The organism is Prauserella sediminis, assembly GCF_014195435.1.
Lineage (GTDB): Bacteria > Actinomycetota > Actinomycetes > Mycobacteriales > Pseudonocardiaceae > Prauserella > Prauserella salsuginis.
The window spans coordinates 1-24,505 of sequence record NZ_JACIBS010000003.1; the positions used below are offsets into that span (position 1 = coordinate 1).

Below are 24,505 nucleotides of genomic sequence, written 5' to 3' on the forward strand. Positions count from 1 at the left end.
CGAGGTGGACGAGCTCGTGCAACAGGTACATCACCGCAGCCCCACGCTGCTCTCCAAGGCCGGCGCCGCAGCGCGACACAACAGAGCTGCCGCGGACCAGGCGACGGCCGAGACAGCGGCCATCCCGCGCCCCCGAATGGTCGATCAGCTGCACGAGCTGACCTCGCTAGAAACTCCGGAAGTCGCGTTGACACGTCTCGGGGTAGATACCGACCTCGTCGTTCCCCGCTACACCGATGAGCACGGCCACCAATGGCTGCGGCACGGGCCGCAGGAATGGATGCCCTGGCCCGAGGGCCGTCCGAAGAAGCGGGTGGTGCAGGACGCACTGGTAGACGCGGCGCTCCCCGTCGCGGTGCAGCACACGCGACTCCTCGGTGATCCACCCTCGGCATGGTCGCGGTACGGGCCGCTGGCCTCAGCCCGGGTGCTGGATGTCGGTTCCGGACGCGGCGGCCTCGACCTCGATGACGAGCTCGGCCTCGTCACCTCAACCGGCAGGAAGGACACCCCGTGAACTCGTTCGATGTGGCCCAGCAACCGTGGGTGGATGTCACCATGCTCGATGGCCGCCCCGGGTCGTTCGGGATACGCGAACTGTTCGCCTCGGCGCACAAGGTCGCCGATATCGGGGTCTCGCAACCGATCGCCGAGGCACCGGTACGGCGATTGCTGGAAACCATCGCCGCGCGCGTCACCGGGCTCGACGAGGCTCTGCCGGTTGCGGAGTGGAAAGCGCGACGCAGCGCCGTGCTGGCGACCGGCCAGTTCGATGTCGATGCCTTGGACGAGTACCTGTCCGACTGGTGCTGGGATCTGTTCGATCCGGTGCGGCCGTGGATGCAGGACCCTCGACTGGCCGAGCAGGCCGAACGAGTGGGAGTGTCCAAATTGGATCCGCAACGGCCCGGGGGGAACACGCCGGTGTGGTTCGTGCACACCTCGGCCAGTCACGCCCCCTCGATCCCCTCGACGCAAGCGGTGCAGCTGTTGCTGTATCACCATGCGCACGGCAACGGCGGCACCGGCGGCACGCGCCGCGTCAGCGGCTACGCCGACCATCACATGGCCGACGCACCGCTGCGCGGGGCGATCACCTACTACCCTCTCGGGCAGAACCTGTTCGAATCACTGATCGCGGGTATGCCCCCGCCCCCACCCGATTCGCACCACAAGGCCACGATCGCCGGCGCGGACGACGTAGGCCGCGACGGTGCCGTCGACGCGGCTCCGTGGGAGACCGAGCTGCCTGCCGAGCGACCGACGGTCCTGCCGACGGTGACCTGGCCGGCGGGCTTGCTGGTCGGTCGATCGCGGCACGCGCTGCTGCTCGTGCCCGACGACACCGGGTCCAACGTGGTCGACTGCTTCCTGACCTGGGCCTCCAAGCTGCCCTCCGGGACCGATCGGCCGCTGACAGCACGGGACCCACACTCCATGATGCAAGCCCGCAAATCCACCACGGGCGTGACGTGGTCGCTGGCACCCGCGCGAGGGGACCGAGCTGTGTGGCGTGATCTCGACGCGCTACTGGCCGACGGTGAGACCACGCAACGCCCGAGCGTGCTGGCACACGCGCCCGACGAGCTGCTCGACACGCTGCGCATCCGAGCCGTGGGCATCGTTCAGGAACGGGGCAAAGCTGTTGACCATGCGCGGGTTCGTTCCACCACACCGCCGGTGTTGGCGGCCCTGCCGGAACATGACCCGGACGCCGCCGACGGGGTAGCCGAGCTCACGGCCGCCGCCGCGGACGTCGAGCAACAGGTGACCGGCGAGCTCGTCGCCGCCTGGAAACGCCTCCTCGGTGACAGGCCGAACAGCCCGAACCCCTGGACCGAGGTGTTCACCGCCCGCTATTGGGGCGCCGCCGAGGTCGAGTTCTGGCGCCGGTTCGAACAGCGCCAATTCGACCAGCCCCGGCGAGCGTTTCTCGCGGTGGCGTGGCCGTTGCTCGACGAGATCGCCGACGCCCGCCGCAGCAGTCCGGCCACGATCGGCGCGTTGCAAACCGCCCGGACGAAGATCGCGGCCTGGATCGTCAAGCACGAACCCAGCGACACGAACACGACGACCGAGGGGGCAGCGTGAAACTCGACACCGCACAGAAATTCGTGGCCGACATGGTCGATGTGCTGGACAACCCGGCTGCGCGCACCGTGCTACGCAGGGGCATCAACCTCGACGTCGCTCAGGTACCGACACGGATGCACGCCTACCTCATCCCCTGGACCGAACACGAGGCAGAAACCAGCCACCGAGCTCGGACCCTGTACATGATCGCCTCGCTGATGGCGATCGAGACCAAAACCACGCAACCACCACCGGCAAACCTGGGCGTGTCCTTGGCGACCGCCAGCGTCCGCAAGGTGCTGGCTGAGTCGACGACGCAACGCTTGTTGACCGTGTTGTGCCGGCAGCGGGAAAGCACCGTGCACCGCCACGTCGCCCGCACCGTCCGCATCCTCCGCTCCGAAGGCATCGGCGTGGACTGGGTCCGCCTCACCTGTGATGTCGACGCCTGGCCCTGGGGCGGCGACAGGGTCGCCGCTCGCTGGGCCCGCGACTACTACCGCGCCACGCTGACCAATGCCGCACGCAAGCAGATCGACGCCCTCACCGACGCCCCGACTACTCATCCTGCCGACCCCGCGGCTGACACCGCGGAGAAGGAGAACGTCTGATGTTCGTCACCATCCACGCCCTACAGTCCCTTCCTTACAGCAACCTCAACCGCGACCGTGAAGGCGCGCCCAAAACCTGCGAGTACGGCGGCGTCGTCCGCGCTCGTGTCTCGTCACAGGCCTGGAAGCGCCCCATCCGCGATGCCATCGAAACCGAGTTGGGCGCGTCGACATGGCGCACCCGGCGTCTCGCGCCGAAGATCGCCGACCGACTCATCGCGGCCGGGTGGAACGGCGACGATGCCCGTCGCGCCGGGCGGGCCGTGCTCGACGCCGCCGCGGGCGCCGCCGCGAAGTCCGCGTCCAAGCAGGGAGGCCTACGACCCGACCCCGACACCGACGAATCGAACATCATGCTCTGGGTCGCGGACGCCGCCCTCGACGAACTCGTCGCGCTCTGCGACAGTCAGCGCGACGCGATCGTCGCGACGCCTCTGCCCACCCCCAAGAAGAGCGGAAGGAAGGCGACGAAACCCAGCGATAGCGAGCACGAGCAGCCCGAACGTGTCACCGTCCTCGACGGTGCCGCCGTACTCCCCGCGCTCGAAACCCGCAACCCTGTCATCTCGCTCCTGGGCCGGTTCGTCGCCGAGCTGCCCGGCAGCCAGGTCGACGGCGCCGTGCAGATGGCCCACGCCATCTCCGTGAACGCGACCACCGACGAGGTCGACTTCTTCGCCACCGTCGACGACTATCTCGACGATGGCTCCCGCGGTGCTGCGCACATCGGCGACGCCGAATACACCTCGGGCACCATGTACCGCTACGCCACGGTCAACGTCGACCGGCTCGCGGCCAACCTCGGCACCGAGGACGCGCCTGACATCGACGGCGCCCTGCAACTGGTCGACGTGTTCGCCCGCGCGTTCTGCCGCGAGCTGCCCACCGGCAAGCAAAACGTGACCGCTGCCCACACCTGGCCCGATTTCGTCTACACCACCGTCACCGACCGGCCCCTGTCGCTGGTGACCGCGTTCGAGAAAGCCCTACGCCCCTCCAGCAACGGCTACCTCGAACGCGCCGTCGCCCAGCTCGACCGCTACAACAAAGGCATGCTCGCCTTCACCGGCGAGCACCCCCGCTGGCACGGCCACGCCCTCTCCCCTGCCGCCGGCGCCGACGAACCCGCGAACCTCGGCGAACTGCACACCGGCATCAGCGACCTCGTCCGTGCCACCACGGACGCTGCCGCCGACACAGCCGCCGCGCGAGACACAGCAGGAGCGGCCTGATGCCCACCACCGACCTGCTGGTGCTGCACCTGGACACACCACTGCAGTCCTACGCGACCTCCGGGTTATGGCAGCAACGCGCCACCGAACCCTGGCCGACCCGCACCGCATTGATCGGGCTCCTCGCCGCCGCCGCGGGAATCCCCCGCGGCGGCGACCTAGCCCCACTGTCCGACGCCCTCCACGTCACCATCCGCGTCGACAGGCCAGGGACACGCCGGACGGACTACCACACTGTCGGCGGCGGACAGCCCCGGGAACGGACCGCCATCACCTCCAACGAGACCTACCGCACCCACGGCAAAGGCACCATCCAAAGCTGGCGCGAGTACCTCGCCGACGCGGCCTTCACCATCGCCCTCACCAGCATGGACGACCGGGCCTTCAGCCTCGACACCATCTCCGACTGGCTCGCCGCACCACACTGGGCGCCGTACTGCGGACGCCGCGCCTTCCCCCTCACCAGCCCGCTCATCCTCAGCCGCACCACCGACGACCCGAACCGACTGCTGCGCCACCTGCCCTTGCATCGCCGCAAGCCCAACGCCGACGACAGCGTGCGGATCGAATTCCTCGCCGACACCCCACCGCACGACCGCGACACCGTCACCACCGTCGACACCGTCCGCCCCGGCGGGGCCACCGAGCTCTACCCCGTCCACACCAGCCACACCATGCACCGGTGGTGGGAACACCTCCCCGCCACCGGCTGCGCCGGCTACAGCGACGAATGGCTCGACGCACTCGCACGGGAGACCGCCTGACCCATGTTCGCTGCCCCAACCCTCACCCAGATCGTGCTCAACCCCCGCAGCCGCGCCGCCGCGCGCGATGTCCGCAACGCCCACAAGCTGCATCAGACCGTGCTGTCGCTGACCTGCCCACCCGAACTCGGCGACAACGCCCGCCAAACCTCAGCGACCCTCCATCGGCTCGAAACCACCCGCGACAACCACGTCCTCCTGGTCCAATCACTCACCCAACCCGACCCCGAACGCCTCCCCAGCAACTACGGCGCGGTAGCCACCAAACCCATGGACAACCTCGTCGGACAACTCGACACCGGCGTCCGCGTGCGCTACCGCCTCCGCGCAACACCCGTGCGCTACAACGGCCACAAACCCATCATCCAACCAGGCGAGGACCCTCTCGACTGGTGGACACAACGCGCCCCGAGCCGCGGCCTCGAACTCCACACGACCCACATCACCCACACCGGCACCATCACCGGCCGCAAAAACCCCGACGCACCACGGATCGTGCACCGATACGCGCAATACGAAGGAACCGCCACCATCACCGACCGCGACACCGCGCTCCAAGCCATCACCCACGGCATCGGCCGAGGCCGCGCCTACGGCCTAGGACTCCTCTCCGTCGCCCTCCTCAAAACCGAATGAAAAATTCCGAACCAGTCCACAAACTCCCAGGTCAACAAGTGTCCGCCCCGCACACGCGGGGATCAGCCGACTTCTCGGCCGGGGCTGTCTCCGCCGGTGCCGTCCGCCCCGCACACGCGGGGATCAGCCGCCGGTGGTCGTGCACATGCTGCGCGCGTTCCCGTCCGCCCCGCACACGCGGGGATCAGCCGGGAGGAACGTGCGGCCGGGCCGCCTCATCCCCGTCCGCCCCGCACACGCGGGGATCAGCCGTGGGTGCCGTTCGCCACGGGTAGAAACTCGTCGTCCGCCCCGCACACGCGGGGATCAGCCGTCTCACGCGTACGTGAATCAGCGTCTCGCATTGTCCGCCCCGCACCCGCGGGGATCAGCCGGCACGGGTTGGCGGCAGCCGCAGTCCGGATCCGTCCGCCCCGCACCCGCGGGGATCAGCCCTCCTCGGAGACCGTGACGATGGTCGCGAGCTTGTCCGCCCCGCACCCGCGGGGATCAGCCGTAGAGCAGGTTACCGAGCGCGCCCTGCACCCGGTCCGCCCCCGCACCCGCACCCGCACCCGCACCCGCACCCGCACCCGCAGGGATCAGCCGAAACGTGTGCTGCTTCGGCGGCTGGTCAGGGTGTCCGCCCCGCACACGCGGGGATCAGCCGGTGCCGCCACCTTCACGCTCCCGCAACCACTCGTCCGCCCCGCACACGCGGGGATCATCCGTTCCTGCTGAAGGAAACTGTGACAGTGGTTGGGCGGCCTGCTCGGCCAGCGTGGTCATGTTGGTTTCGTATTCGATGGGGGTCAAACAGACGAGCCTGTTCTGGCGGCGTCGGCGGTGGTAGGTGCGTTCGGTCCAGGTGACGATCGCGATCCGGAGTTCTTCGCGGGTGTCCCATCGGCGGCGGTCGAGCACGCCTGCGTTGCAGGAGGCTGAAGAAGCTCTCCATGGCGGCGTTGTCACCGGCTGAGCCGACCCGGCCCATCGAGCCGCGCATGTGGTGGCGCCACAACGCTTGCTGCAACTTCTTGCTGCGGAATTGGCCTCCGCGATCGCTGTGCAGCGTGCAGCCGGCGACGTGGCCACCATGGCGGGCGACGGCCGATTCCAGCGCGTCCAGGGCGAGCTGGGAGGTCATCCGGTCGGCGATGGAGTAGCCCACGATCCGGTTCGACCACGCGTCCTTGACTGCGCAGAGGTAGAGCGTGCCCTCACTGGTGGGGTGTTCGGTGATGTCGGTCAACAACAACTCGTTGGGCGTGGTGGCGGTGAGCTCGCGGCGCGCCAGATCCTCGTGCGCCGGCGCGGCGGGCCGCGCCAGCGGGAACGACGTTTCGTGCCGAACACGCACCACCACTGGTTGTCCGAGCAGATCTTCCACACCGTCCGATCCGACACCTCGATGCCCGTGGCGGTGACCTCGTCGTGCAACAGGCGGTAGCCGAACTCGGGGTCCTCGCGGTGGGCGTCGAAGATCGCGTTCGCCACGTAGGCCGCGTCGTACTCGGCGTCGGTCACCGGCTGGGCGAGCCAGGCATAGTAGTTCTGGCGGTGGAGCTTCAAGACCCGGCACGCCACCGGCACCGCCACCCGAATCCGGGCATCGGGGGCGGCCAACTCCCTTACGAGCGGGTAGAGCCTTTTCCCGGCAGGTTGCCCTGCGACAGATACGCCGCCGCCCGCCGCAGCACCTCGTTCTCCTGCTCCAACAACTGATTACGACGCTTGAGTAACCGGACACTGGCGCTCTCAGTGATGCTCGATGGCGGTTGTGGTCCCAGCCTCTTCGGCGGCAGGGTGGGCGTGTTCGTGGTCGACGAAGGCCTGCATGGCCTGGACAACCTGGCTGAGGTAGTGAGTGACGGCTTGTCGGGTGGTCGCATCCAGTTCGGTAGAGATTTTCGTGATCGCCTCGACCAGTGGGGCGACGGCGGCGAGTGAGCGCTGTTCGGTTGCCGCAGTGACTGTGACTACGACCCGGCGGCGGTCGTGGGGATCGCGTTCCCGTCGCGCATAGCCGGCCTGTTCGAGTCGGTCGACGAGCACGGTCGCCGAAGCCGAGGACATGCCCAAACGCTTGCCCAGGTCGGCCGGTCCGAGCGGGGGACGGCCAACCAGGTGGTGCAACGCTGTCAAGTCATTCAGGGACAACGCCAAATCCCGGGCCAGCCTGTGACCGACCGGCGTCGCCAGGCGGATCAATTCGCCTACCAGCATCGCTGGGTCTGTCTTAGTCATAGCAGGCCACCTTTGCTCAACCAAGTAACTCGATGTATCTAGCTGCTAGACTATCCTAATGAACTCTCGGCACATCGTCTTCGTGGCACCACCGGCGCCGGGTCATGTCTATCCGACCCTGGCGTTGGTCGAGCACCTCATCACGCGCGGGCACCGGGTCACCTACATCACGAGTCCTGCGCTGTCGCCGATGGTGTCGGCCACCGGCGCCGAGGTGGCGGAACTGGATTGGGTCCAGGACACCAGTGACCTCGCCGACCGCGAGTTCACAGCCGAGGTATTCGTGGCGACCCTGGAGGAGTTCCTGGCTGCGAGCAGGGCGGCGCTGCCGGGCCTGCTGGACCGGTTCCGGAGCGATGCCCCGGATCTGGTCTGCGCTGACGCCGTAGTCCTCGGCCCACTGTTGGCCGGCGCGTTCGACGTGCCGCTGATGTCCTTGGTGCCCAACTTCGCCAGTAACGAGCACTTCTCGCCTGCCCACCTCATTCCCGGCTTCGATCCTGCCGGACCGCTGTTCACCGCTTACGGCGCCAAGGTCGCCCGGCTGTTCGCCGATTACCAGGTTCCGATGGGCGGCCCAGCGGCGGGGCTGACGCTGGTGTTCCTGCCTCGCGCATTCCAGATCGCCGGGGACACCTTCGGCGCGGGCCACCGTTTCATCGGTCCCTCGCTCAGCCGAGCCCGCGCAGCGGCGTGGCAGCCACCGGCCGACGGTGCGCCAGTTTTGCTGGTCTCACTGGGTACCGCGTTCAATAATCGGCCGGAATTCTTCGCCGCCTGCGTGGAGGCATTCCGCGACACCCGCTGGCATGTGGTGATGTCGGTAGGCCAGCACGTGGACCTCACCACGATCGGCCACGTCCCGACCAACGTCGACATCGCCGCTCACGTCCCACAGCCAACCGTGCTCCAGCACGCCACCGCGTTCATCACTCATGCTGGTATGGGCTCGGTGATGGAGGCGCTGTATCACCAAGTTCCCATCCTCGCTGCGCCCCAAGTTCACGAACAGTCGCTCAATGCCGACCGCATCACCGAGTTGGGTCTCGGGCACCGACTGGACACCAGCACCCCCACTCCGGCCGAGCTCCACGGCCGCATCGAGCGTCTCGCGGGCGATGCCATGATCCGCGCCAACCTTGCCGCCATGCGCGAAGCGATCCAGTCCGCTGGCGGCGCCATAGCCGGAGCAGAAGCGATCGAGCACCTCCTGAGCGAATGAGCCCGAGACCAACGAAGCTAGAGGTCGCCTACCGAGCCGTCGTCAGGACATGAGGCGGCACCCGCTCCGTCCCCAACCCTGCCAAGAGGCAGACGCACGAGGCGTGCCCTCACATGTTCCACTTCTTGCGCATCAGCTGAAGGACGCGCGCCAACTCGGATCCGTCCAGAGGGGGCTGCCATCGGTCCCCGGGTTGTCCTGGGGGTATCTGTTGTGCTGATCGGTGTTGGGCGAGGGGTTCATCAGAACGCCGTGCTTGTGCCGTGCCGTGTGGGTCGTCCATATCGTCCGTGGGCCACTCCACTTCGATCTCGGGGGACGTCAGCGAGGCTTCAACGGGAGCTCCCAGGAGTGCCCGTTCGACGGCTAGGAACGGCGTCGTGGGTGCCTCCATCGTCTCTGCGCTGTGGACTCCACCGGGGCCGTGGTCCCGTGCGGTCACGACCGGATTTCCTGCACTGTCGCGCATTTCGTGGCGTCCCACAGCGAATCGCTACTCACGGGGCACATGACGGGTCAGGACGCGATGGTCGCCGGCGTAGGTACACGCGGCCTCAGTGAGACGCGGGACTCGTGAGCGTTCGCGAGTCGATCTCTGCATTCCACGCACACAGGACCTTCTGGATCGTCGTCAACGTCCGGTGGAATCAGATACTTGCGGGAACACAGCGATGGCATGACGATCTGATGCTGGTCCCACAGTCCGTTGCTGATGTAGGGCATCGTCACGGGCCGGCCGGCCACGGTGCGCGGATAGTGCATCAGGGTTGCGCTGTGTACGCCGGGGCAGGGCGTGGTCTCCGTGACTTTGTCGAAGGTGATGTGCATGGGGCGGCCTTCCATAGGTGATGGAGAACTCTGGCGGTTTCCGGTGAGGTGCCGCCTGTGGCTTTGGCAGCTCACGCTGCCCGGATGGAGGTGCGATCCGGATCGCTGCCCGGCCCACGAGGCGGATCGCTTGCGGTGGCGGGAAACGTGGTGCCTTCGATCCGGCTGGGCCTGGCGAGGTAACGCCGCACTCTCGGCGGTGCGTCGCCCAGGGCGCGCGGGTGCGCTTGGTCAAACGTGTTGGAGCGGCGCGGTAGCGGCGACCCCTCAGGCACAAGGGGCGCACGTGCGGACAATGCGTCACGGAGGGCCGCGCGCAGCTGGCCGGTTTCGGCTGTTGTGAGCGTAAGTCGTCCTGATGAGGATGGCGTGATCGTGATCCCGTCGAGGGCTACACCAACCTGCAACGTCACTGTGCGGCCTTGTTCGTTGTGACAACGCACAGTCCAGGTGTCCGAAGCTCTCCATCCAGCGCGCTCGAGCACTGCCAGGACGCTGTTCAGAAGCTTGCGCCGCTTCATGGTGCCCACCACGCCGCGGGGACGACCTTGGGCCCCGGCGGGCAGACGGAGGTCGGGGTCGGCGTCTGCCCGCCGGGTGTCATCGAGACCATGGCGGCCCCAGCAGAGTTCGGGGCATCGATGGGGCCGCCATGGTCGAGCCCTGTCCGATCCACTCGGGGGACCGCCGCGCACGCGGCAGCGGATCGGTCAGGGAGCTCGGATGGGTGAGTTTTCGGAGGTCGGGGCCTCCCGTGGTGCCGTTCGTTCACCGCCGCTGCTGCGTTCTCTGGCTTTGGCGACGGCGCAGACGTTGCGCCGGGGCGGCCGCATGAGCGGGAGTCGCGTCGGTGCTGACTGAGCTGCCCAACCCGAGAACGATCGGAGTTTTTCGGTGTCGGGACAACGAGCCAGTAGCCGTTGAAGGTCATCGCGGTCACCTCCTCCGTATCGACCACGTCCGGAGCATTTACTCAGATGATCGACAATGTCATCGTGAGTACACTCAGATTATGGCGAGAGTACTCATGACGGTATGCTCCAATCGTGTGTACTTCCCGTTGGGCGGCTGCGATACTGGTTTCGGTGCATGACGTACTCAGAACCTGCAGGGAGCGCCGCTGATGGGAAACGCGCCGACTTCGAGCACGGTGCAAGCGCTCGAACTGGGCCTACGGCTGCGCGAGCGTCGCGAGCAGCTGGGCTTGACGCTCAGTGCGGTGGGCAAGGAAACCGGCATCGGCGGCAACAACCTGTCGTCGATCGAGATCGCCAAGCGCAAGCTGACGGCGCCCAAGTTGGAAGCGTTGGCCCGGACCTACGGGTTGTCCGACGAGCAAGCCGACGAACTTGAGGCTCTACGTAGCCAGACTGAGCGGCGGGAATGGTGGGACGACTACGCCCGCCTGTACTCGGAGGAGTTCCTTCGCTTCATCGGTTTGGAGGCCGGCAGCAGCGCCTTCCGCCAGTACACCGCGGAGACCATTCCCGGTCTGCTGCAAACCGCCGACTACGCCCGCGCAATGATCCGCGGCGGCTCCCCCTATATCAAACCGGTCGACGTCGGCCCACGGATCGAATCCCGACTCGCCCGACAAACGCGGCTGGAGGGACCGGATCCGATCGACCTCACCGTCGTCATCGGCCAGACGGCCCTACGGCAGGAGGTCGGCGGCCGCGACATCATGGTCCACCAGCTCTCCCGCCTGGCGAGCCTGGCCGAGGAACGCCGTGACCACATCAAGATCCACGTGATGCCCTACGGCGCGGGAGCGCACCCCGTCATCGGCGGTGGCTTGACGATCCTCTCGTTCCACTCCCAGCTCCTGCACGACATGGTCTGGCAGGAAGCCGTCACCACCGGCGCACTCATCGACAAACCGCACATCGTTCGCGAGCTGAGCGCGAGCCTGGACGAGGCTATCGACCGTGCGCTGGATCTCGACGCCTCGCTTGAGATGATCCACGAGGTCCGCAAAGAGATGGAGGGACAGCCGTGAACAACACCCACTCCGCCAGCGCGGCACAGAGCTGGTTCAAGAGTTCGTTCAGCAACCCGTCCCAGGAATGCGTCGAGGTCAGCTTCGGCGGCGATGTCGTCCACATCCGGGACACCAAGGACCACGGAACCGGTCCGGTCCTGAGCGTGCCGGCTCGCGACTGGGCCGCCTTCCTCGACGAAGTCACGGGGCGAGCCCCAGCCGACTCCAACCCGGCCATCGAGACCGTCGTCCACACCGACGGGGCGGTGGACCTGCGGACACGCCACGAGACAGCCGGCACCCTCTCCTACACCGCAGGTGAATGGTCCGCGTTCGTTGCAGGAGTACACGGCTCCGAGTTCGATCTTCCCGCCAATGGTTCTATGGCGGCGTGACTGGCCGCGGTCAGCGGGGCATGCGGAGAGAGCCTTCGATGCGTCCCGGCTGCTGCAGTTTCGGTCGTGCAGGCGATTAGCACTGCATACCAGTTGCGAGCGGCGCCATTCTTGTCGGTGGTGTCGTGCACGCTGTGGGCATGTCAGTTGCCGAGCTGCGATCCGGGTTGACCGAGCTCGTTGAGCTGTTGCCCGTAGATGAGGTCAGCGCGATCCGGGCGAGTATGGAAGCTGCGTTGACCGAGATGCTCGAGGCATGGCGCGGGAGTGGACACCCAGCCGCCGAAGCAGCACCTTCCGCGCTGCGCACCGCCCTGGCGGAGCTCGAGACAGCCGCAGCCAGCCTCGGAGAGTTTCGAGGTGCGATCGAATCGTATCTACGGGGACTCTAGGCCGCCGTGACGGTATTGCGAGAGGTCATCGAGCGCTTACGCGGCGCGCTGGAATATTTACCTACGGGCGCGGTCAAGGAGACCCGCGCACGCGTCGTCGACGGGGTGACGCCTGGCTTCGTCGAACTCACGAAGGGGACGGCGAACCACGACCTGGTGACCGCGCAAGCCGCCCTGCAGACTCTCTCCGGCAGCCTTGGACGAGTAGATGAACTACTCGCGTCAGCCCATGAAAGCACGGGGGCCTGGCTTGCCGAACACGGCGAGCGGACAGAGCCCTCGCTGTCACCGAGACCCGACACGTCGCCTCAGAAGCCAGCAGGTGACGTCGCTGCACGTGTGGCCGGGTACCGGGGCAAGCTGGACAATCCGTGGCCCTACGGCAAGCCGCTGCGTGGCTGGCGCTTGGACGATCAGGGCGATGGCGACACGGCAGTGTCCAGCGGGACACGACTGGAATCGGGGCAGACCGACCCTGCCTACACGGCTGCCGTGGCCAAGGCGACCGAGCTTGGCCTCGCGCGAGGCGGGTTCGTGCCGGACATCGCGCGTCACATCGAGATCAAAGAAGCCTCCACCATGCAGGCAGGCGAAACACGCACGATTGTCATCGGCAAGGACCCGTGCGGCATCGATCCGGTGACCAACGTCAGCTGCCACCGGTTCTTGAAGCACTTCCTGCCAGCCGATGCCACACTCATCATCTACGGCCCAACCGGGCGTCCGTACCGATACGAAGGGAAGCGCGTGTCGTGACGCTCCAAGCGCAGTACTGGGTCCACGAGCCCGGCCAGCCGCCCGTCGAGAAGGTCGCAGAGCTGACGACCTCGGGAGAAGTCCGAGCGTTCGTGGCGGTGCTCGTCGAAGACACGGTCAGCGACGCGATCCTGACCCACACCGCACGCCCCCGTGTCGACACGGCCATCCCCGATGACGACGCCCCGAGCGGGTACCTCACGGTGCCGGATCATGCAGTCATCGCCGGCATCCACGGAGACCGAGGAGCGCTCTCCTACCGAGGCAATGACGGGCACGGCCCCGAACCCATTCACCTCTACAGCCACGGCGACGGCCCCGAACGTCCGGTTCTGTACGAGACCGACGAGTTCCCACCGAACTGCGAGATCCCGGCATCGGCCGTCACCGAAGCTCTGATCGAGTTCCTCGACACCGGCCAACGTCCGCTCAACGTCGCCTGGCAATCGGAGACAGCTTCGGTGTCGAGCTAGGTTCGTCGCCGTCGAGTCCGTCGGCGGACATGGTGTCGAGTCCTGCGTGGTGGACGCGGGCGGCGTAGTGGCCCGGTGGGACGGTGACGGTCGTCGGGTCGGTGTTTCGGCGCGGGAACGGTGACGTGATCAGTCGTCCCGTGGGCGTGTGGAGGCCCATTTCGACGACGTGGTCCCAGCGTTCAGGTCGTCGCCGGCGGGTTCGTGGCTGCGGACCTCAATCGTCAGTGGCACGTTCACCGGCCGGGCCGTGGTGATGCCGATAGCGCCGTCCTGCGCGGCCACGAAGTCCCGGAGCAGCGTCTGAATCCAGGGACGCGCCGTGCCATCGAAGGGCGCGGCCGCATCCGGACGGTGATGGTCCAGTCATCGGCCAACACGGCGAGTTCGGCATGAACGAGGCGATCGCCGTCTTCCGGACCCGGCCTCTGTGATGGTTGGTTCATGCGTCCCTGCCAGGTGGTTGGTGTGCTGTCATGGTCACGGTGTGCCCGGCCGGAAGGTCGTGCAGACGCTGCGCGATCGGCCCGCGAATGCGCATTGCCGTGGCGCCGTCTCTGACGACGAGGTTGTCGAACGTGCCAGCAGCCCACTCAGCCGTTCCAGCCGTGCCAGAACGGCGTGCGATCGTCTCCTGCCGTGGCCAGGGCAGCCTTGAGGGCGCCGGGTCGTACGTCAGTCTCGGCGAGCTGATCGAGAGGCAGCCAGTGGAACTCGAGGTGGTCTTCCTGGCTGATCGGGTCGGTGTCGGTGATGGCGACGTCGAAGACGAGGTTGATCTCGTGGTGCGTGGTCCCGTCCTCGATGTAGCCGTGCTCGACCGCGCCGACGAAGCCTGCCATCCTGGCTTCGGTACCGAGTTCCTCGCTCAGTTCGCGGACCAAAGCAGCTTCCACCCGTTCCCCAGGTTCGACGTGGCCGCCCGGCAGAAATGACCAGGACCTGGTGCGTTGGCGCGCGACGAGCAGCTGACCGTCGCGGCGGATGACAGCACGGGCGATGATCTCAGTGGTGGCGGCGCTCATGGGTGCCCTTCGTGTCGGTCGGTGTCTTTAGAGTTACGGCTTGTGACGACCTCAAAGATTACCGCTGAGGATGTTGCGGCGGGTGTGGCGGAGCTGGTGCCCGACGCGGCTCCGGTCGAGGTAGTCCGACCGCTGCGGCAAGGTCGGAGTCACGCCTCGTGGGTACTGGAGTCGTCGCGCGGCTGGTTGGTCGGCAAGGTGCTCCTGGGACCGGCCGGAACGGCTGGTCTGGAGCGGCTGGCCGAGCACCGCCGCCTGTGGCAGCACGGGATCGCGGTCCCACCTGTATTGGCGTTCACCGAGTCCTGCGCCTCCGTGGCTGATCGACCGTTGACCGTGTTCGAATACGTGCCGGGCGTGGACGCCGAGGAAGCCTTGCCCGCGTTGGAACCTGCGGTGGTGCTGGAGGTCATGCGTGCTACGGGCACGGCATTGGCGGCGCTGCACCAAGTCCCTGTCGAGGGATTCGACGATGCTGCGAGCGGCTTGGGCACGATCTCGGCGACCTGGAACACCGTCGTCACGAGCCGCGTGGAGGCACTGCGGGACGCCTATCGCTTCGTCGACGACATTCCCGCCGCGCTGGTCAAGACTGGGTTGGACTTGTTGGACAGCTTGGCCGAGGAGGTGTCGCCGGTCGCGCGGCCAGCCGTTGCGCACCTGGACGTGTATCTGCCCAACATTCTCCTCGATGACGAGGGCCGCTTTCGCGTCCTGTTGGACTTGGAGCACGTGCGGTGGGTCGATCCGGCGATGGATTTCGTCAAGCCCGCAATGTGGATGTTTCCTGATCAGCAGAGCTGGGCCGAAGCGTTCGCGGACGGCTACCGGGCAGCCGGTCCGTGGCCTGCATGCTGGTCTGAGCGAATGGCTGTGGCAACCGGCCTGGAACTGTTGACCGGGGTCAAGTATTGGACGCAGGTCGCTGATCATGCGATGCGCGAGGACTACCTGCGGCGACTGCGCGCGTGGGTTCGGTCGGATGGGGCCGATCATGTCTGGTCGGCGATCAGCTCGGCGACGTAGCGGGAGTAGACATCCCAGTCTTGTGTGGTCGTGTCGAGCACGTGGAGCGGCAAGGGTGAAGTCTGCGCCCACCGGATCAGTTCGGCTTGTACCTGCCTGACGTGTTCGGCTCGCCCGGCATCGGTTGCGCCGAAGCCCTCCAGATAGCACGCCCACTTCGGTCCCCGGTAGTGCCGGGTCGATTCCACACACTGCGCCCGGATGCGGTCATCGGGGACGCGCAGCAGGACCAAGTGCACACCGAGCGCGGCGAGGCGCTGCTCAATGCTCGTCAGGGCGTCACGGCCGAACGGGAGCCCGTACATCGGGGCATCGAAGCCGAGCCCTTCCAGCAGACAGGTCGGGGTCCACACGGACGCGAAGCGGTGTTTGGGGAGCGTGCTCGCCTGGAATCGGCGGTTGGTCTCTTCGAGAAACGCGGTCAGGTGATCCAGCCACGACAGGATGTGGGCAGCGTGCTCGTGCAGTGCGCCGGGTGTGTAAGTGTGCGTGGTGATCGTTGCCGCCTGTGGCATTGCGATCAGCGATTCGCAGCCCGCAGCGGCGAGTCGTCCCAGGGTGCGCTGGTAGACGGAGGTCTTGCCCGCACCCCACACGCCGGCTAGTACGCATCCCCTCACGTCTGGACTCGCCGGTAGGCCGTCGCGGCGATGCGTGGCAACTCGGCCGGATCGGTCCAGGCCAGCGGGAGCACGGACACGGTCTCGGCCAGACGTTCCCACAGATCGTCGCCCGCACTTTGGGCTTCGGGTAGGGCCTCGCTGAGGTGCGAGCGGAGGTTGAGCCAGTCGTCGGCGAAGAAATCCTCGGTGCCGAAGTCGAGGTGGTGCTGTACGAAGTCACCGTCTCGTTCCCCGACCGATACCTGTGCCGAGCGGGTGAGGATCACGAGGTGGGCGACCTCGGTCACCGGCGCAGTGGATCGGTTGAACAGGGTGGCGAGTTCCCACGGCGTGAGCTCGATTTTGCCGTCCACGAGGTGTCGTCCTCGGCTGGGCTCGAAGTGGTTCAGCGCAGCCGTCAGGGTCGGCGAGCCGCCGATGCCTTCCGGGGTGAAACGGGCGGCTAACGGCACGCCGATGGCATGCCAGCGCGCGGTGTCAGTGGGGATGAGCGCGGTGCGATCGTTGGATACGGGACGCGCGCCGTGATCCTCGATCAGATGGGTGAGCGCCGTGGTCTTGCCGGAACCGGGATGCCCAGCTATGAGCAACCCACGTCCGTCGATGTCCACCGCTGCGGCGTGCACGCAGCGCCCTCCCCGTACTTCACCGCCACGCATGACAAGTTGACGCACGACTCGGATTCCGATCGTGGCTGCGACGCACGCGCGTTCGGCGGCGACAGCCACGAGCCCGGGGGTTCTGATGATCACGTGGTCCGCAGCATGCTCGGGAAGCAGAATCTCGCGGTCTTCGATGATCCAGATACGATAGCGCTGCTCCGGGTGACTGGTGCGCACCGTGGTCGGCGGCAGATCGGCGAGCGACTGCCGGACTTGGGCAACGGTGGCAGCGTCACGCTCAACCGAGACCGTCAGGTGCGGCGGCTCATGGATCCCGGCTGACACGAGAAACGGGCTCACGTAGTGGCGCATTGCGTCCTGGATTTCCTCGGACGCGCTCAGGCGGCAGACGCAGGTCCCGAGATCGAGGAATCGCGAATCCATCAACGCCCATCCGGTACGACGGTGGTCTGGCGCAGCCAACGCGGTTGTCCTGGTTCGGTGGTTTCCGGGGCGCCCAGGGCGTCCTGGTCCGCGTGCTCGGTGAGCCATCGGGGTACGCCGGCGCAATGGTTGTCGACGGCCGGCTTCGCACCTGGTCGGAAGGTGGCGAGCCACCACCGGCAGTGCCGCACCAGTCCAGCGCCGATGCGCTGCCAGGGCAGCTCCTGCTCAATGCAGCGGCGGCCCGCCCGCCCGATCTGGTCGAGCGCGGCAGGGTCGCGCAGAAGCGCGGCGATCCGTGCGGGCCACATGTAGAGGTCGTCCTCCACGATCACCCCGGGATGCTCGGTCGGCAGCCCGGTCACGGCTTCGCGTGTGCCCAGGACTGGCAGTCCGGCGGCAAGGTAGTCGAGGACCTTCATCTTCGCGCCCGATCCGGCGGTCAGCGGGGCGAGCGCGATGGTCGTGCCTTTGAGTGCATGGCTGATCGTGTCCACGCGCCCGGTGAACTCGATGCCCTGACCGCCGCGGGCCAGTAAGGCAGGTCCGCGGCCGACGATCCGCATCCGAACGTCGAGGCCACCCGCACGCAGTGTGGGCCAAATCGTGGCGGCGATGGCGTCGACCGCTCGCGCGTTGGGCTGGTAGTAAAGGTTCCCGACGAAGACCAGTGTCGCGGCGTCGACTTCTGGTCCCCAGCAACGGCGCTGGTACGGGTCCGCGCCGTTGGGCAACAGCGCGGTGCGCGGCGCGGGAATCCCTGCCGTGGCTGCCATCGCTTGCTCGTTGCGCGTGGAGACGATCACGTTGTCAGCGGTGCGCAGCGCGGTGCGCTGTGTCCTCTCGTGGGTCTGCACGGTCTCCTGCGGCTCGCCGACGCTGGCAGCGACGGCAGCGTCGTCGTCGTGCATGTCGTAAACCAGGCGCGCGTCCAGCAGTCCGGCTAACTCACGTCCCATGGCCACGAGCGCTTCTGCTTCGCACAGGACAAGAAAATCCGCCGCATCTGTCCCGAGAACCCTCGCGAGGGTTGCGGGAGCGTAGAAGTCGCTCGGATGGACCAGCGCCACGTCGAATGGCCAATCTTGCTCCGTGCCGTACTCCGCGCCGCGATCACACAGCACCACCGTGACAGCGGCGCCCGCTTGGTGACTGTGTTCGGCGAGGGCCAGAACGCGGGCCGGGGTGCCCGCCAGTGCCCGACCACGCCAGACATTTGGGGTGTCCAGCAGAAAAACGAGGTTGGGAACTGCCGCGCTCATGATGCTTTGCCCTCCGACTCGTCAACGCGGGCAAGAAGATCGGCCGCGATCGTTCGCCGAATGCCCTCCCGCAACGGGGTGTGCGGCCACCACGGCACGATCTGTCGCAGGCGCTCCGGATTGGCGCAGGACACAGGCCGCGACCGGTGCCGAAGTCGGTCGGGATCGACCCGTGTTTCCAGGTGCCGTCCGGTAAGGCTCCCCACAAGCTCGACCAGTTCTCGGCCAGCGACCGGAACTCCAGCGCCAATGTTGAAAACCCCGGCGCATGGAGTGCGCAGGAGCGCTAGCAATGCCTCGGCAACATCATCGACGTAGACGAAGTCACGGGCGGCGTTCAGGTCGCCGAGGTCGAGCGTCTGGCCGTGCCGTGCCTGCTGGAGGACTTCAGGAAGCAGGTGCGGGTGCGGATCACCGGGTCCGTAGACGTTGAATAGGCGGGCGATTACCGCTGTGCAGTGGCCGAGTCGGTGCGCCTGGTCCTGCAACAGCCGTTCGCCGAACAGCTTGGACCAGCCGTACACGCCCTGTGGCCCTACCGGATCATCCTCGTGATGCGGGCTTTCGCTCGCGGCGTACACGTCGGCGGTTGAGGTGAACACCAGCCGTTGCGGCGGGTGAACAGCGCAGGCATCCAGCACGTGCTGAGTGCCCAGCACATTGATCGCCAATGTTTCGGCGGGGGCGCTGTCACAGGCCGGAATGAAGTGCTGCGCGGCCAGATGCACCACAGCCCACGGGTGTTCGGCTGCCATAAGCTGTACCAGTTCCGAACGCTGGCGAATGTCGAGCACGTGACGCTGCACCTCGGCGCAGTCGGCGAACTCGTCGAGCCGGTGCAGCGTGCCCGCGCTTCCGTCGTCGACCGCCACTACGCGGAAACCCCGTGCGCGCAGCACTCGCACGACGGGCACGCCGATCAAACCGGCTGCTCCCGTGACGAGCACGGCGCGAGGCGCGATGTCATTGGTCGTCGAGGGCATGGCGTCCGTTCCCCGGAGCGGCCGCAGCCGCGCCGCCATCCGTCTGAGTGTCGATCATGGCGTAACTCTGTGAAAGGCGAGTGCCTGAACACCCGCCCCAGGTCGCGCCGGTCGAGGCCGCACACGTCCACGCCCTCGGCCACGAGCCGCGTGGCCGGGTGCCCGTCGACGCGGGGTAAGTGGCCGTGGCATGCAGCATGTCGTGTACCTCCGAGAACGTGGACCTGGGTGTCGGGCTTGGAGGACGGCGGGGCGGTGCGCGGTCGGGGTCGACACCGCCCCGCCGTCGGTCACGGGTGATGCAGCGGTATGAGGTGGGCGATGTCGTGCGTGCTGCTGTCGTCGGTGTCGAACACGGCGACGTCGCGGGTTGGCCGAGGAAGCCCGCCGTGATCGGCCCACTGGCAGTCCTCGTGCGTCGCGAGCGCGGTGTGCTCGACACCGGTTTCCCACACCAGGACGAGGCAGGCCGGGTCGTCCGCGGCTTCGAACACCCCGACCCAGGTCAGCGCGGACTCGGCCACCTCAAGCCCGGTCTGGTTCCGGACGTGCTCGAGCAGCGATCGCTTCGCCGGGATCGCAACTACAGGACCGCCGGGCAGCACCCAGTTCCCGCCCGGTGAGCGGATGACGGCGATGTTGGCTTCGCCCGAGGTGTCGTCGTTGGCGTGGATCAAGAGGTGGGCGCGGATACGCCGTTGGCCGTCAGATGGCCTGCGGTAGCCGGTGGTGTTCATGGTTCTCCATGGCGAGTGTGGTCACGGGGTTGATGGGGGTCGCCGTCGCGGTCAGAAACTCGGTATTGGCGGCGATCACCGACTGCCGCAGCCGTGCTGGGTGCGCGTCGAGGCGGACCGCAGCGCGCAGCCAGGCGTGGACGCGGTGGGTGTAGGCGTCCCAGAGCCGGCAGGCGATCGCGTTGAGGTTGGGAGAGAGTCCTCGGGCGGCGTACCACGCCTCGATCAGCGGACCGGGCCAGTCACCAGCCCGTGGCATTGCCGCGCCCGGTGGCGAGGCGCGGGCATCGGCGGCGAAAGCGAGTGCCTTGTCGAGGACGTCGTGGTCGTCGACGTTGGCCGGTACGAGGTCCGCGGTCCACGGAGGGACGGCGTTAGCGGGGACAGCGCGGGCGAGTCGCGTGGTCGCAAGCGCTGCCTCGAGAAGCCCCAGCCCGCGGTCGTGATCGGCAAGATCGCCGACGTCGGACGAAAGTTGGTCCAGCGTGATGCTCGGGGTCCGCGGCGGGCCCTGGTCCAGGTCCATGCCGGCGTAGCGTGCGGCAGCGAGGACGGTGAGCCCCTGCTCGCCGGGCAGCGTGTCGAGCCGCCAGCGCGGGTTGAGCGCGATCTGGACCGCGCGGGGTGACAGCACGAGGGTGCGCGCATCAGGATCGACTAGCGTAAGTCCGAGGCCAGGCGCCAGCAGTGGCCGAAGGACATGGGTCGCGAGTTGCCGCTGCCACCACGGCCGCGCCAGCGGGCCGCACACCACCCCGGGCAATGCCTGTTCCCGAAGCATCGTGATCGCGGTGGACAGCGGCAAGTGACCGGCGACCGCGTCCTCGCCCGTGGGTTTATCAGCATCGACGACGACCAGGCTGGCCTGAAGATGCAGGGCGTGCCGGAAACCACGCGCCACGGCCGCGCCCCACCCCGCTCGGGGACAGGCGACAGCGTGGCGCGAACAGCCCGTCGGCGATGACAGGAACGCCTCGCGGGCATGGGTATCGGCAGGGGCGCTGGTGTCCACGAGGACGGTGCATACCGGCGTGTGCCGGCCACGAGCCACGTGCACGGCGTGTTCGGCCTGGGTGACGATCTGGGCGACCGTGCCGTGAGCCGCGGCCGGAACGACGATCACGACCGGCGCCCCGGACGGGCTCGCCGCCGGAACGGAATACGTCTCGCCAGGCTCAACGATGTCCGGCGTGCTCACGATGGTCGCTCCGGCGCCGAACCAGAACGTCCGTGCTCTGTGGGTTCGGGCAGTTCCAACAACGCACGCACGCAGTCGTCGAGGGAACCGCGAGATCTCCAGGTGACACGCTCGCCGGTGCCATCGACGTGCGTGCGCCAGGCGAGGCAGTCACCGGTGGCGGGGACCTCAAGGGTGTCGACTGCATCCGAGGCGTCGTAGCAGCGAAGAAGCAAGCCCTGCGTCGGAGTACCGACGAACGACCAGCCGCGGTCGATAAGACGGTGGACCTGCTCATGCGCCTCGTCACCGCTGTGCCCGGTCACGCCAGCCTGCCTTCCCGCATGGGACGGCCCGGCGTCGGCGCGCCGACCGGGGTGGAGGTGGGAGCACAGTGGGACCCCGGGTGGGCCGGGGGTAAGGAGGGGACTCTCTGGGCCCCACCGTGCGTCGGGGTGCCGCATCGAGGCGTGGCGGGTGTCATGTCGGCGGCGTTCCTCGTGGTCGTGGACATCAACACGCCTAGCTCACCAACCGCCGCCGGTGGGAAACAGTGGCCACTGGGTAGCCGCGGGTGTGCCAATGACGCGTCACCGGGTCCCTAAGGTGGGCGCCATGACCATTCGTGCGGTGTTTTTCGACGTCGGGGAAGTTCTGGTGGACGAGACCACCGAGTACGGCACCTGGGCTGACTGGCTGGGGGTGCCCCGGCACACGTTCTCCGCGGTGTTCGGCGCCGTGATCGCGCGGGGGCTCGATTACCGCGAGGCGTTTCAGGTGTTCCAACCCGGCTTTGACCTCGATCGGGAGCGCCGCGCACGCGCAGAAGCGGGGCAGCCCGAAACCTTCGACGAAACCGACCTCTACACCGACGTGCGGCCCTGTTTTGTGAACCTGCGAGAGCAAGGCTTGGTCGTGGGCGTCGCGGGCAACCAGACCACGCGTGCGGAAGGGATCTTGCGCGCGCTCCAGTTACCGCTCGACGTACTCGGCACGTCCGATAGCTGGAATGCGTCGAAGCCGTCGCCGGAGTTCTTCGAACGTCTCATCGCCGAGGCCGGTGTGCCCGCTGACCACATCCTGTATGTTGGAGACCGGCTCGACAACGACATCCGTCCCGCCGTCGACTTGGGGATCAAGACCGCGGTGATCCGGCGAGGACCGTGGGGCCACATCCTCCGCAACAACGCGGCCACCGCGATTCTCGGAGCCGATGTGGAAGCCTCATGCCTGTTCCAGCTCGACAATCTCGTGTCGCTGGATAGCCTCGTCGCCGAACACAACGAGGCCGCCCGCGACGCGGTGTAGTCACGCGTCGGTGGTCACACTGGGCAGGCGAAGTGCCCGAGTACGGTCCACCAGCTCGACGCCTGCCGGTGTCCCGGCCAATGCCTGGTGCACCGCCGGGATGCGTTCGACGGCGGCACCGTAGGGGTGATCGCCCAGCATGTCGCAGGCCTGGTGCGCCAGCGTCGCGGCGTGATCGACATCGGTGGGGGCGTGCGCCGCGGCGAGGTCAAGCAGCACGACCGCGCGCTGCTTACCAGCCTGCGGGTCTAGGTCTAGCTCGCCGAGGGATCGGTCGAGCCAGCGTGTGGCGGACTCGTGTCGTCCGGCGAGGAGCTCGGCGTTGCCGGCGAACGCGGCCAGCCGCGCGGGGCTGAAGTAATCCAGCCAGTCCGGGTCACTGCCGGCGGTGCCCAGCGCGTGTTCGGCTTGGCGAATCTGGTCCCGGGCCGTCGCGCCGTGCCCTGTACGCGCGTGGATCTCGGCGGTGACGCAGTGCATCCATGCCCGCAGGTTCGGACCGCCGCCAAAGCGGGCATGGGCCTGGGCGACGTCGAGGTGCCGCCGCGCGGCGAGGGAGTCGCCCGCGAAGCCGGGAACGAACGCGCGGTGAGCGGCGATCGCGGCTGCAAGCGCGTGGTCACCGGCGTGCTCGACGGCGGTCTCGGCCTGCTCGAAGCACCGCGTCGCGATCGTCGGGTTGTCGAGGTCGAAGAACGCGATCCGCGCGGCCAACAGGGCCGTTTCCGCGACAGCACCCGCAAGCGAGTCCGCGCCGTCTCGGTGGGTGGTGGCTTGTCCCAGGAGCGTGAGACCGAGACGAAGATGTCCCAGCGTCGCCTCCCACATCGTGTCCACCGGAGCGGTCCAGTACAGGCTGCGCTGCGAGGCCGTGACACTCTCGTAGGCCTCGACCGCGCGCGGGTCACGGGCGTGTCCAGGACTGTGCCAGGCCGCGTCCGCCTTCTCGACCGTGGCCGAGGCCAGGAAGGGCGACAGACCCGCCGCCAGTGCTGCCCGGAGAAACTGCTGGCGGCCGATACCCCCGCCATCGCTCATCAACAACCTCCTCAGCTCCGCACTGACCATCGCACTCAACGCAGTGTCGGTGACCGCCGAGTCGGTCACCGACGGATCGCCGGGCTGGTTCTCCAACTCCTCGATCGTCAGCAGCCCCAGCTCGCTGGCGGGCATCCCGAACAGGAGCACCAGATGTTTACGGAAACGGGGTTCGGGCCAGCGCTGCCCGGACTCCCACCGACGCACCGTATGCGCGGTCAGCCCCGACTCGCCGTCACCGTGCGCACGCATACTCCCGGCGAGTTGCTTGACCAGTTCCTCCCGGCTCCACCCGCGTTGCAGCCGTTGCCAAGTCAACCGCTTGTTCGGCAGGTACCGGCGCGTCTCGCCATCGCCCATTCCCATTCACCCCATGCGCAAGCCGATGCACCGTTCGTGACGGTATACGCAGCTCAACCGGCCCGCCATGCATGGCAACGCCTGGCCACCCCGCGGCCCCTACGTCCCCAGGCACGCCGGGACTGTACTCGACAAACATCCGTACACGAGGCTTCATTGAAGAGGGTCCTCATGCTGGTCACCGACATCACACCCGACACCAAATGCCCCGAAACCGCACGCGCAGGCCGGTGGCATCTACCTCGGTTCGTGGCCCACCACGTCGTCACCATGCCCGGCCGCCTCGTGGCCCGCGACACCCATCAAACGCTCATGCTCGCGCGTTGTGGTC

25 protein-coding genes and 1 CRISPR repeat array are annotated in these 24,505 nt (G+C 67.5%); of the genes, 13 read left to right on the top strand and 12 right to left on the bottom strand.

Features of this window, described 5'->3' with window-relative positions:
- The 6 genes from FB384_RS20465 to FB384_RS20490 form a co-directional block, all read left to right on the top strand.
- On the top strand, positions 1-517 hold a 517-nt coding region (locus FB384_RS20465), incomplete at its 5' end, for a hypothetical protein (protein ID WP_221213488.1).
- Positions 514-2,091, top strand: a complete 1,578-nt coding sequence (gene casA / locus FB384_RS20470; RefSeq protein ID WP_183786439.1) for a type I-E CRISPR-associated protein Cse1/CasA — start codon at positions 514-516, stop codon at positions 2,089-2,091. The genes FB384_RS20465 and casA, both read left to right, overlap by 4 nt.
- Before the next feature lie 32 nt (positions 2,092-2,123).
- Complete coding sequence (casB, locus tag FB384_RS20475) at positions 2,124-2,684, top strand: type I-E CRISPR-associated protein Cse2/CasB (protein WP_228726553.1); 561 nt, start codon at positions 2,124-2,126, stop codon at positions 2,682-2,684.
- On the top strand, positions 2,684-3,916 hold the full coding sequence (gene cas7e / locus FB384_RS20480) for a type I-E CRISPR-associated protein Cas7/Cse4/CasC (RefSeq protein WP_183786441.1): 1,233 nt from the start codon (positions 2,684-2,686) through the stop codon (positions 3,914-3,916). The genes casB and cas7e overlap by 1 nt, the downstream gene beginning before the upstream one ends.
- Positions 3,916-4,680, top strand: a complete 765-nt coding sequence (gene cas5e / locus FB384_RS20485; RefSeq protein ID WP_183786442.1) for a type I-E CRISPR-associated protein Cas5/CasD — start codon at positions 3,916-3,918, stop codon at positions 4,678-4,680. The genes cas7e and cas5e overlap by 1 nt, the downstream gene beginning before the upstream one ends.
- A gap of 33 nt (positions 4,681-4,713) precedes the next feature.
- Entirely contained in the window at positions 4,714-5,316 is a 603-nt protein-coding gene (locus FB384_RS20490) for a type I-E CRISPR-associated protein Cas6/Cse3/CasE (RefSeq protein WP_183786443.1), read from the top strand.
- Between the two features lie 40 nt (positions 5,317-5,356).
- A CRISPR array of direct repeats spans positions 5,357-5,812; the repeat unit is 28 nt; unit sequence GTCCGCCCCGCACCCGCGGGGATCAGCC.
- 207 nt (positions 5,813-6,019) lie between these two features.
- Here FB384_RS20490 and FB384_RS20495 read toward each other — a convergent pair.
- The 3 genes from FB384_RS20495 to FB384_RS20505 all read right to left on the bottom strand — a co-directional run bounded on the left by FB384_RS20495 (position 6,020) and on the right by FB384_RS20505 (position 7,542).
- Positions 6,020-6,547 carry a DDE-type integrase/transposase/recombinase gene (locus FB384_RS20495; RefSeq protein WP_183786444.1) on the bottom strand — a complete coding sequence of 176 codons (528 nt, stop codon included), beginning with the start codon at positions 6,545-6,547 and terminating at the stop codon, positions 6,020-6,022.
- Positions 6,544-6,867: a hypothetical protein gene (locus FB384_RS20500; protein ID WP_183786445.1), complete on the bottom strand. Its 324-nt coding sequence runs from the start codon at positions 6,865-6,867 to the stop codon at positions 6,544-6,546. Before FB384_RS20500 ends, FB384_RS20495 begins: the two co-directional genes overlap by 4 nt.
- 186 nt (positions 6,868-7,053) lie before the next feature.
- On the bottom strand, positions 7,054-7,542 hold the full coding sequence (locus tag FB384_RS20505) for a MarR family winged helix-turn-helix transcriptional regulator (RefSeq protein WP_183786446.1): 489 nt from the start codon (positions 7,540-7,542) through the stop codon (positions 7,054-7,056).
- A 58-nt stretch (positions 7,543-7,600) separates the two neighbouring features.
- Between FB384_RS20505 and FB384_RS20510 the strand changes: the two genes are divergently transcribed.
- The 5 genes from FB384_RS20510 (at position 7,601) to FB384_RS20530 (ending at position 13,589) form a co-directional block, all read left to right on the top strand.
- Positions 7,601-8,764 (top strand): macrolide family glycosyltransferase, encoded by a 1,164-nt coding sequence (locus tag FB384_RS20510; protein WP_183786447.1) that lies wholly within the window; start codon positions 7,601-7,603, stop codon positions 8,762-8,764.
- Between the two features lie 1,951 nt (positions 8,765-10,715).
- On the top strand, positions 10,716-11,591 hold the full coding sequence (locus FB384_RS20515) for a helix-turn-helix domain-containing protein (RefSeq protein WP_183786448.1): 876 nt from the start codon (positions 10,716-10,718) through the stop codon (positions 11,589-11,591).
- The gene (locus FB384_RS20520) at positions 11,588-11,968 is read left to right on the top strand and encodes a DUF397 domain-containing protein (RefSeq protein ID WP_183786449.1); all 381 of its coding nucleotides are present in this window, start codon (positions 11,588-11,590) and stop codon (positions 11,966-11,968) included. The genes FB384_RS20515 and FB384_RS20520 overlap by 4 nt, the downstream gene beginning before the upstream one ends.
- Before the next feature lie 398 nt (positions 11,969-12,366).
- The gene (locus FB384_RS20525) at positions 12,367-13,116 is read left to right on the top strand and encodes a DddA-like double-stranded DNA deaminase toxin (RefSeq protein ID WP_183786450.1); all 750 of its coding nucleotides are present in this window, start codon (positions 12,367-12,369) and stop codon (positions 13,114-13,116) included.
- Positions 13,113-13,589 carry an Imm1 family immunity protein gene (locus tag FB384_RS20530; protein ID WP_183786451.1) on the top strand — a complete coding sequence of 159 codons (477 nt, stop codon included), beginning with the start codon at positions 13,113-13,115 and terminating at the stop codon, positions 13,587-13,589. The genes FB384_RS20525 and FB384_RS20530 overlap by 4 nt, the downstream gene beginning before the upstream one ends.
- Positions 13,590-14,182: 593 nt before the next feature.
- On the opposite strand, the gene FB384_RS20535 is transcribed toward FB384_RS20530, so the two are convergent.
- Positions 14,183-14,614 (bottom strand): NUDIX domain-containing protein, encoded by a 432-nt coding sequence (locus FB384_RS20535; protein ID WP_183786452.1) that lies wholly within the window; start codon positions 14,612-14,614, stop codon positions 14,183-14,185.
- A 42-nt stretch (positions 14,615-14,656) separates the two neighbouring features.
- On the opposite strand from FB384_RS20535, the gene FB384_RS20540 reads away from it, so the two are divergent.
- A complete protein-coding gene (locus tag FB384_RS20540; RefSeq protein WP_183786453.1) occupies positions 14,657-15,640 on the top strand; it encodes a phosphotransferase family protein in 984 nt (327 codons plus the stop codon).
- Here FB384_RS20540 and FB384_RS20545 read toward each other — a convergent pair.
- From FB384_RS20545 to FB384_RS20575, 7 genes are all read right to left on the bottom strand, one after another.
- Entirely contained in the window at positions 15,607-16,236 is a 630-nt protein-coding gene (locus FB384_RS20545) for a hypothetical protein (RefSeq protein WP_323985381.1), read from the bottom strand. The genes FB384_RS20540 and FB384_RS20545 overlap by 34 nt on opposite strands.
- A gap of 20 nt (positions 16,237-16,256) precedes the next feature.
- Positions 16,257-17,309: a phosphoenolpyruvate carboxykinase (ATP) gene (locus FB384_RS20550; RefSeq protein ID WP_183786455.1), complete on the bottom strand. Its 1,053-nt coding sequence runs from the start codon at positions 17,307-17,309 to the stop codon at positions 16,257-16,259.
- Complete coding sequence (locus FB384_RS20555) at positions 17,309-18,571, bottom strand: glycosyltransferase family 4 protein (protein ID WP_183786456.1); 1,263 nt, start codon at positions 18,569-18,571, stop codon at positions 17,309-17,311. Before FB384_RS20555 ends, FB384_RS20550 begins: the two co-directional genes overlap by 1 nt.
- On the bottom strand, positions 18,568-19,593 hold the full coding sequence (locus FB384_RS20560; RefSeq protein WP_183786457.1) for an NAD-dependent epimerase/dehydratase family protein: 1,026 nt from the start codon (positions 19,591-19,593) through the stop codon (positions 18,568-18,570). The genes FB384_RS20555 and FB384_RS20560 overlap by 4 nt, the downstream gene beginning before the upstream one ends.
- 251 nt (positions 19,594-19,844) lie before the next feature.
- The gene (locus FB384_RS20565; protein ID WP_183786458.1) at positions 19,845-20,291 is read right to left on the bottom strand and encodes a hypothetical protein; all 447 of its coding nucleotides are present in this window, start codon (positions 20,289-20,291) and stop codon (positions 19,845-19,847) included.
- Entirely contained in the window at positions 20,260-21,489 is a 1,230-nt protein-coding gene (locus tag FB384_RS20570) for a hypothetical protein (RefSeq protein ID WP_183786459.1), read from the bottom strand. The genes FB384_RS20565 and FB384_RS20570 overlap by 32 nt, the downstream gene beginning before the upstream one ends.
- Complete coding sequence (locus FB384_RS20575; protein WP_183786460.1) at positions 21,486-21,794, bottom strand: hypothetical protein; 309 nt, start codon at positions 21,792-21,794, stop codon at positions 21,486-21,488. Before FB384_RS20575 ends, FB384_RS20570 begins: the two co-directional genes overlap by 4 nt.
- A 289-nt stretch (positions 21,795-22,083) precedes the next feature.
- Here FB384_RS20575 and FB384_RS20580 point away from each other — a divergent pair, with 289 nt between their 5' ends.
- Positions 22,084-22,776, top strand: a complete 693-nt coding sequence (locus tag FB384_RS20580; protein ID WP_183786461.1) for an HAD family hydrolase — start codon at positions 22,084-22,086, stop codon at positions 22,774-22,776.
- Here FB384_RS20580 and FB384_RS20585 read toward each other — a convergent pair whose 3' ends face one another.
- Positions 22,777-24,174, bottom strand: a complete 1,398-nt coding sequence (locus tag FB384_RS20585; protein ID WP_183786462.1) for a helix-turn-helix domain-containing protein — start codon at positions 24,172-24,174, stop codon at positions 22,777-22,779.
- Between the last annotated feature and the right edge of the window lie 331 nt (positions 24,175-24,505).

What these genes read in the sequence shown, in the direction of transcription:
- FB384_RS20585 (WP_183786462.1), bottom strand. Translation starts at nt 24,174, where the DNA reads ATGGGCGATGGCGAGACGCGCCGGTACCTGCCGAACAAGCGGTTGACT.
- FB384_RS20565 (WP_183786458.1), bottom strand. Translation starts at nt 20,291, where the DNA reads ATGAACACCACCGGCTACCGCAGGCCATCTGACGGCCAACGGCGTATC.
- casB (WP_228726553.1), top strand. Translation starts at nt 2,124, where the DNA reads ATGGTCGATGTGCTGGACAACCCGGCTGCGCGCACCGTGCTACGCAGG.
- cas7e (WP_183786441.1), top strand. Translation starts at nt 2,684, where the DNA reads ATGTTCGTCACCATCCACGCCCTACAGTCCCTTCCTTACAGCAACCTC.
- FB384_RS20510 (WP_183786447.1), top strand. Translation starts at nt 7,601, where the DNA reads ATGAACTCTCGGCACATCGTCTTCGTGGCACCACCGGCGCCGGGTCAT.
- FB384_RS20515 (WP_183786448.1), top strand. Translation starts at nt 10,716, where the DNA reads ATGGGAAACGCGCCGACTTCGAGCACGGTGCAAGCGCTCGAACTGGGC.
- FB384_RS20560 (WP_183786457.1), bottom strand. Translation starts at nt 19,593, where the DNA reads ATGGCGGCGCGGCTGCGGCCGCTCCGGGGAACGGACGCCATGCCCTCG.
- FB384_RS20580 (WP_183786461.1), top strand. Translation starts at nt 22,084, where the DNA reads ATGACCATTCGTGCGGTGTTTTTCGACGTCGGGGAAGTTCTGGTGGAC.
- FB384_RS20535 (WP_183786452.1), bottom strand. Translation starts at nt 14,614, where the DNA reads ATGAGCGCCGCCACCACTGAGATCATCGCCCGTGCTGTCATCCGCCGC.
- FB384_RS20550 (WP_183786455.1), bottom strand. Translation starts at nt 17,309, where the DNA reads ATGGATTCGCGATTCCTCGATCTCGGGACCTGCGTCTGCCGCCTGAGC.
- cas5e (WP_183786442.1), top strand. Translation starts at nt 3,916, where the DNA reads ATGCCCACCACCGACCTGCTGGTGCTGCACCTGGACACACCACTGCAG.
- FB384_RS20505 (WP_183786446.1), bottom strand. Translation starts at nt 7,542, where the DNA reads ATGACTAAGACAGACCCAGCGATGCTGGTAGGCGAATTGATCCGCCTG.
- FB384_RS20555 (WP_183786456.1), bottom strand. Translation starts at nt 18,571, where the DNA reads ATGAGCGCGGCAGTTCCCAACCTCGTTTTTCTGCTGGACACCCCAAAT.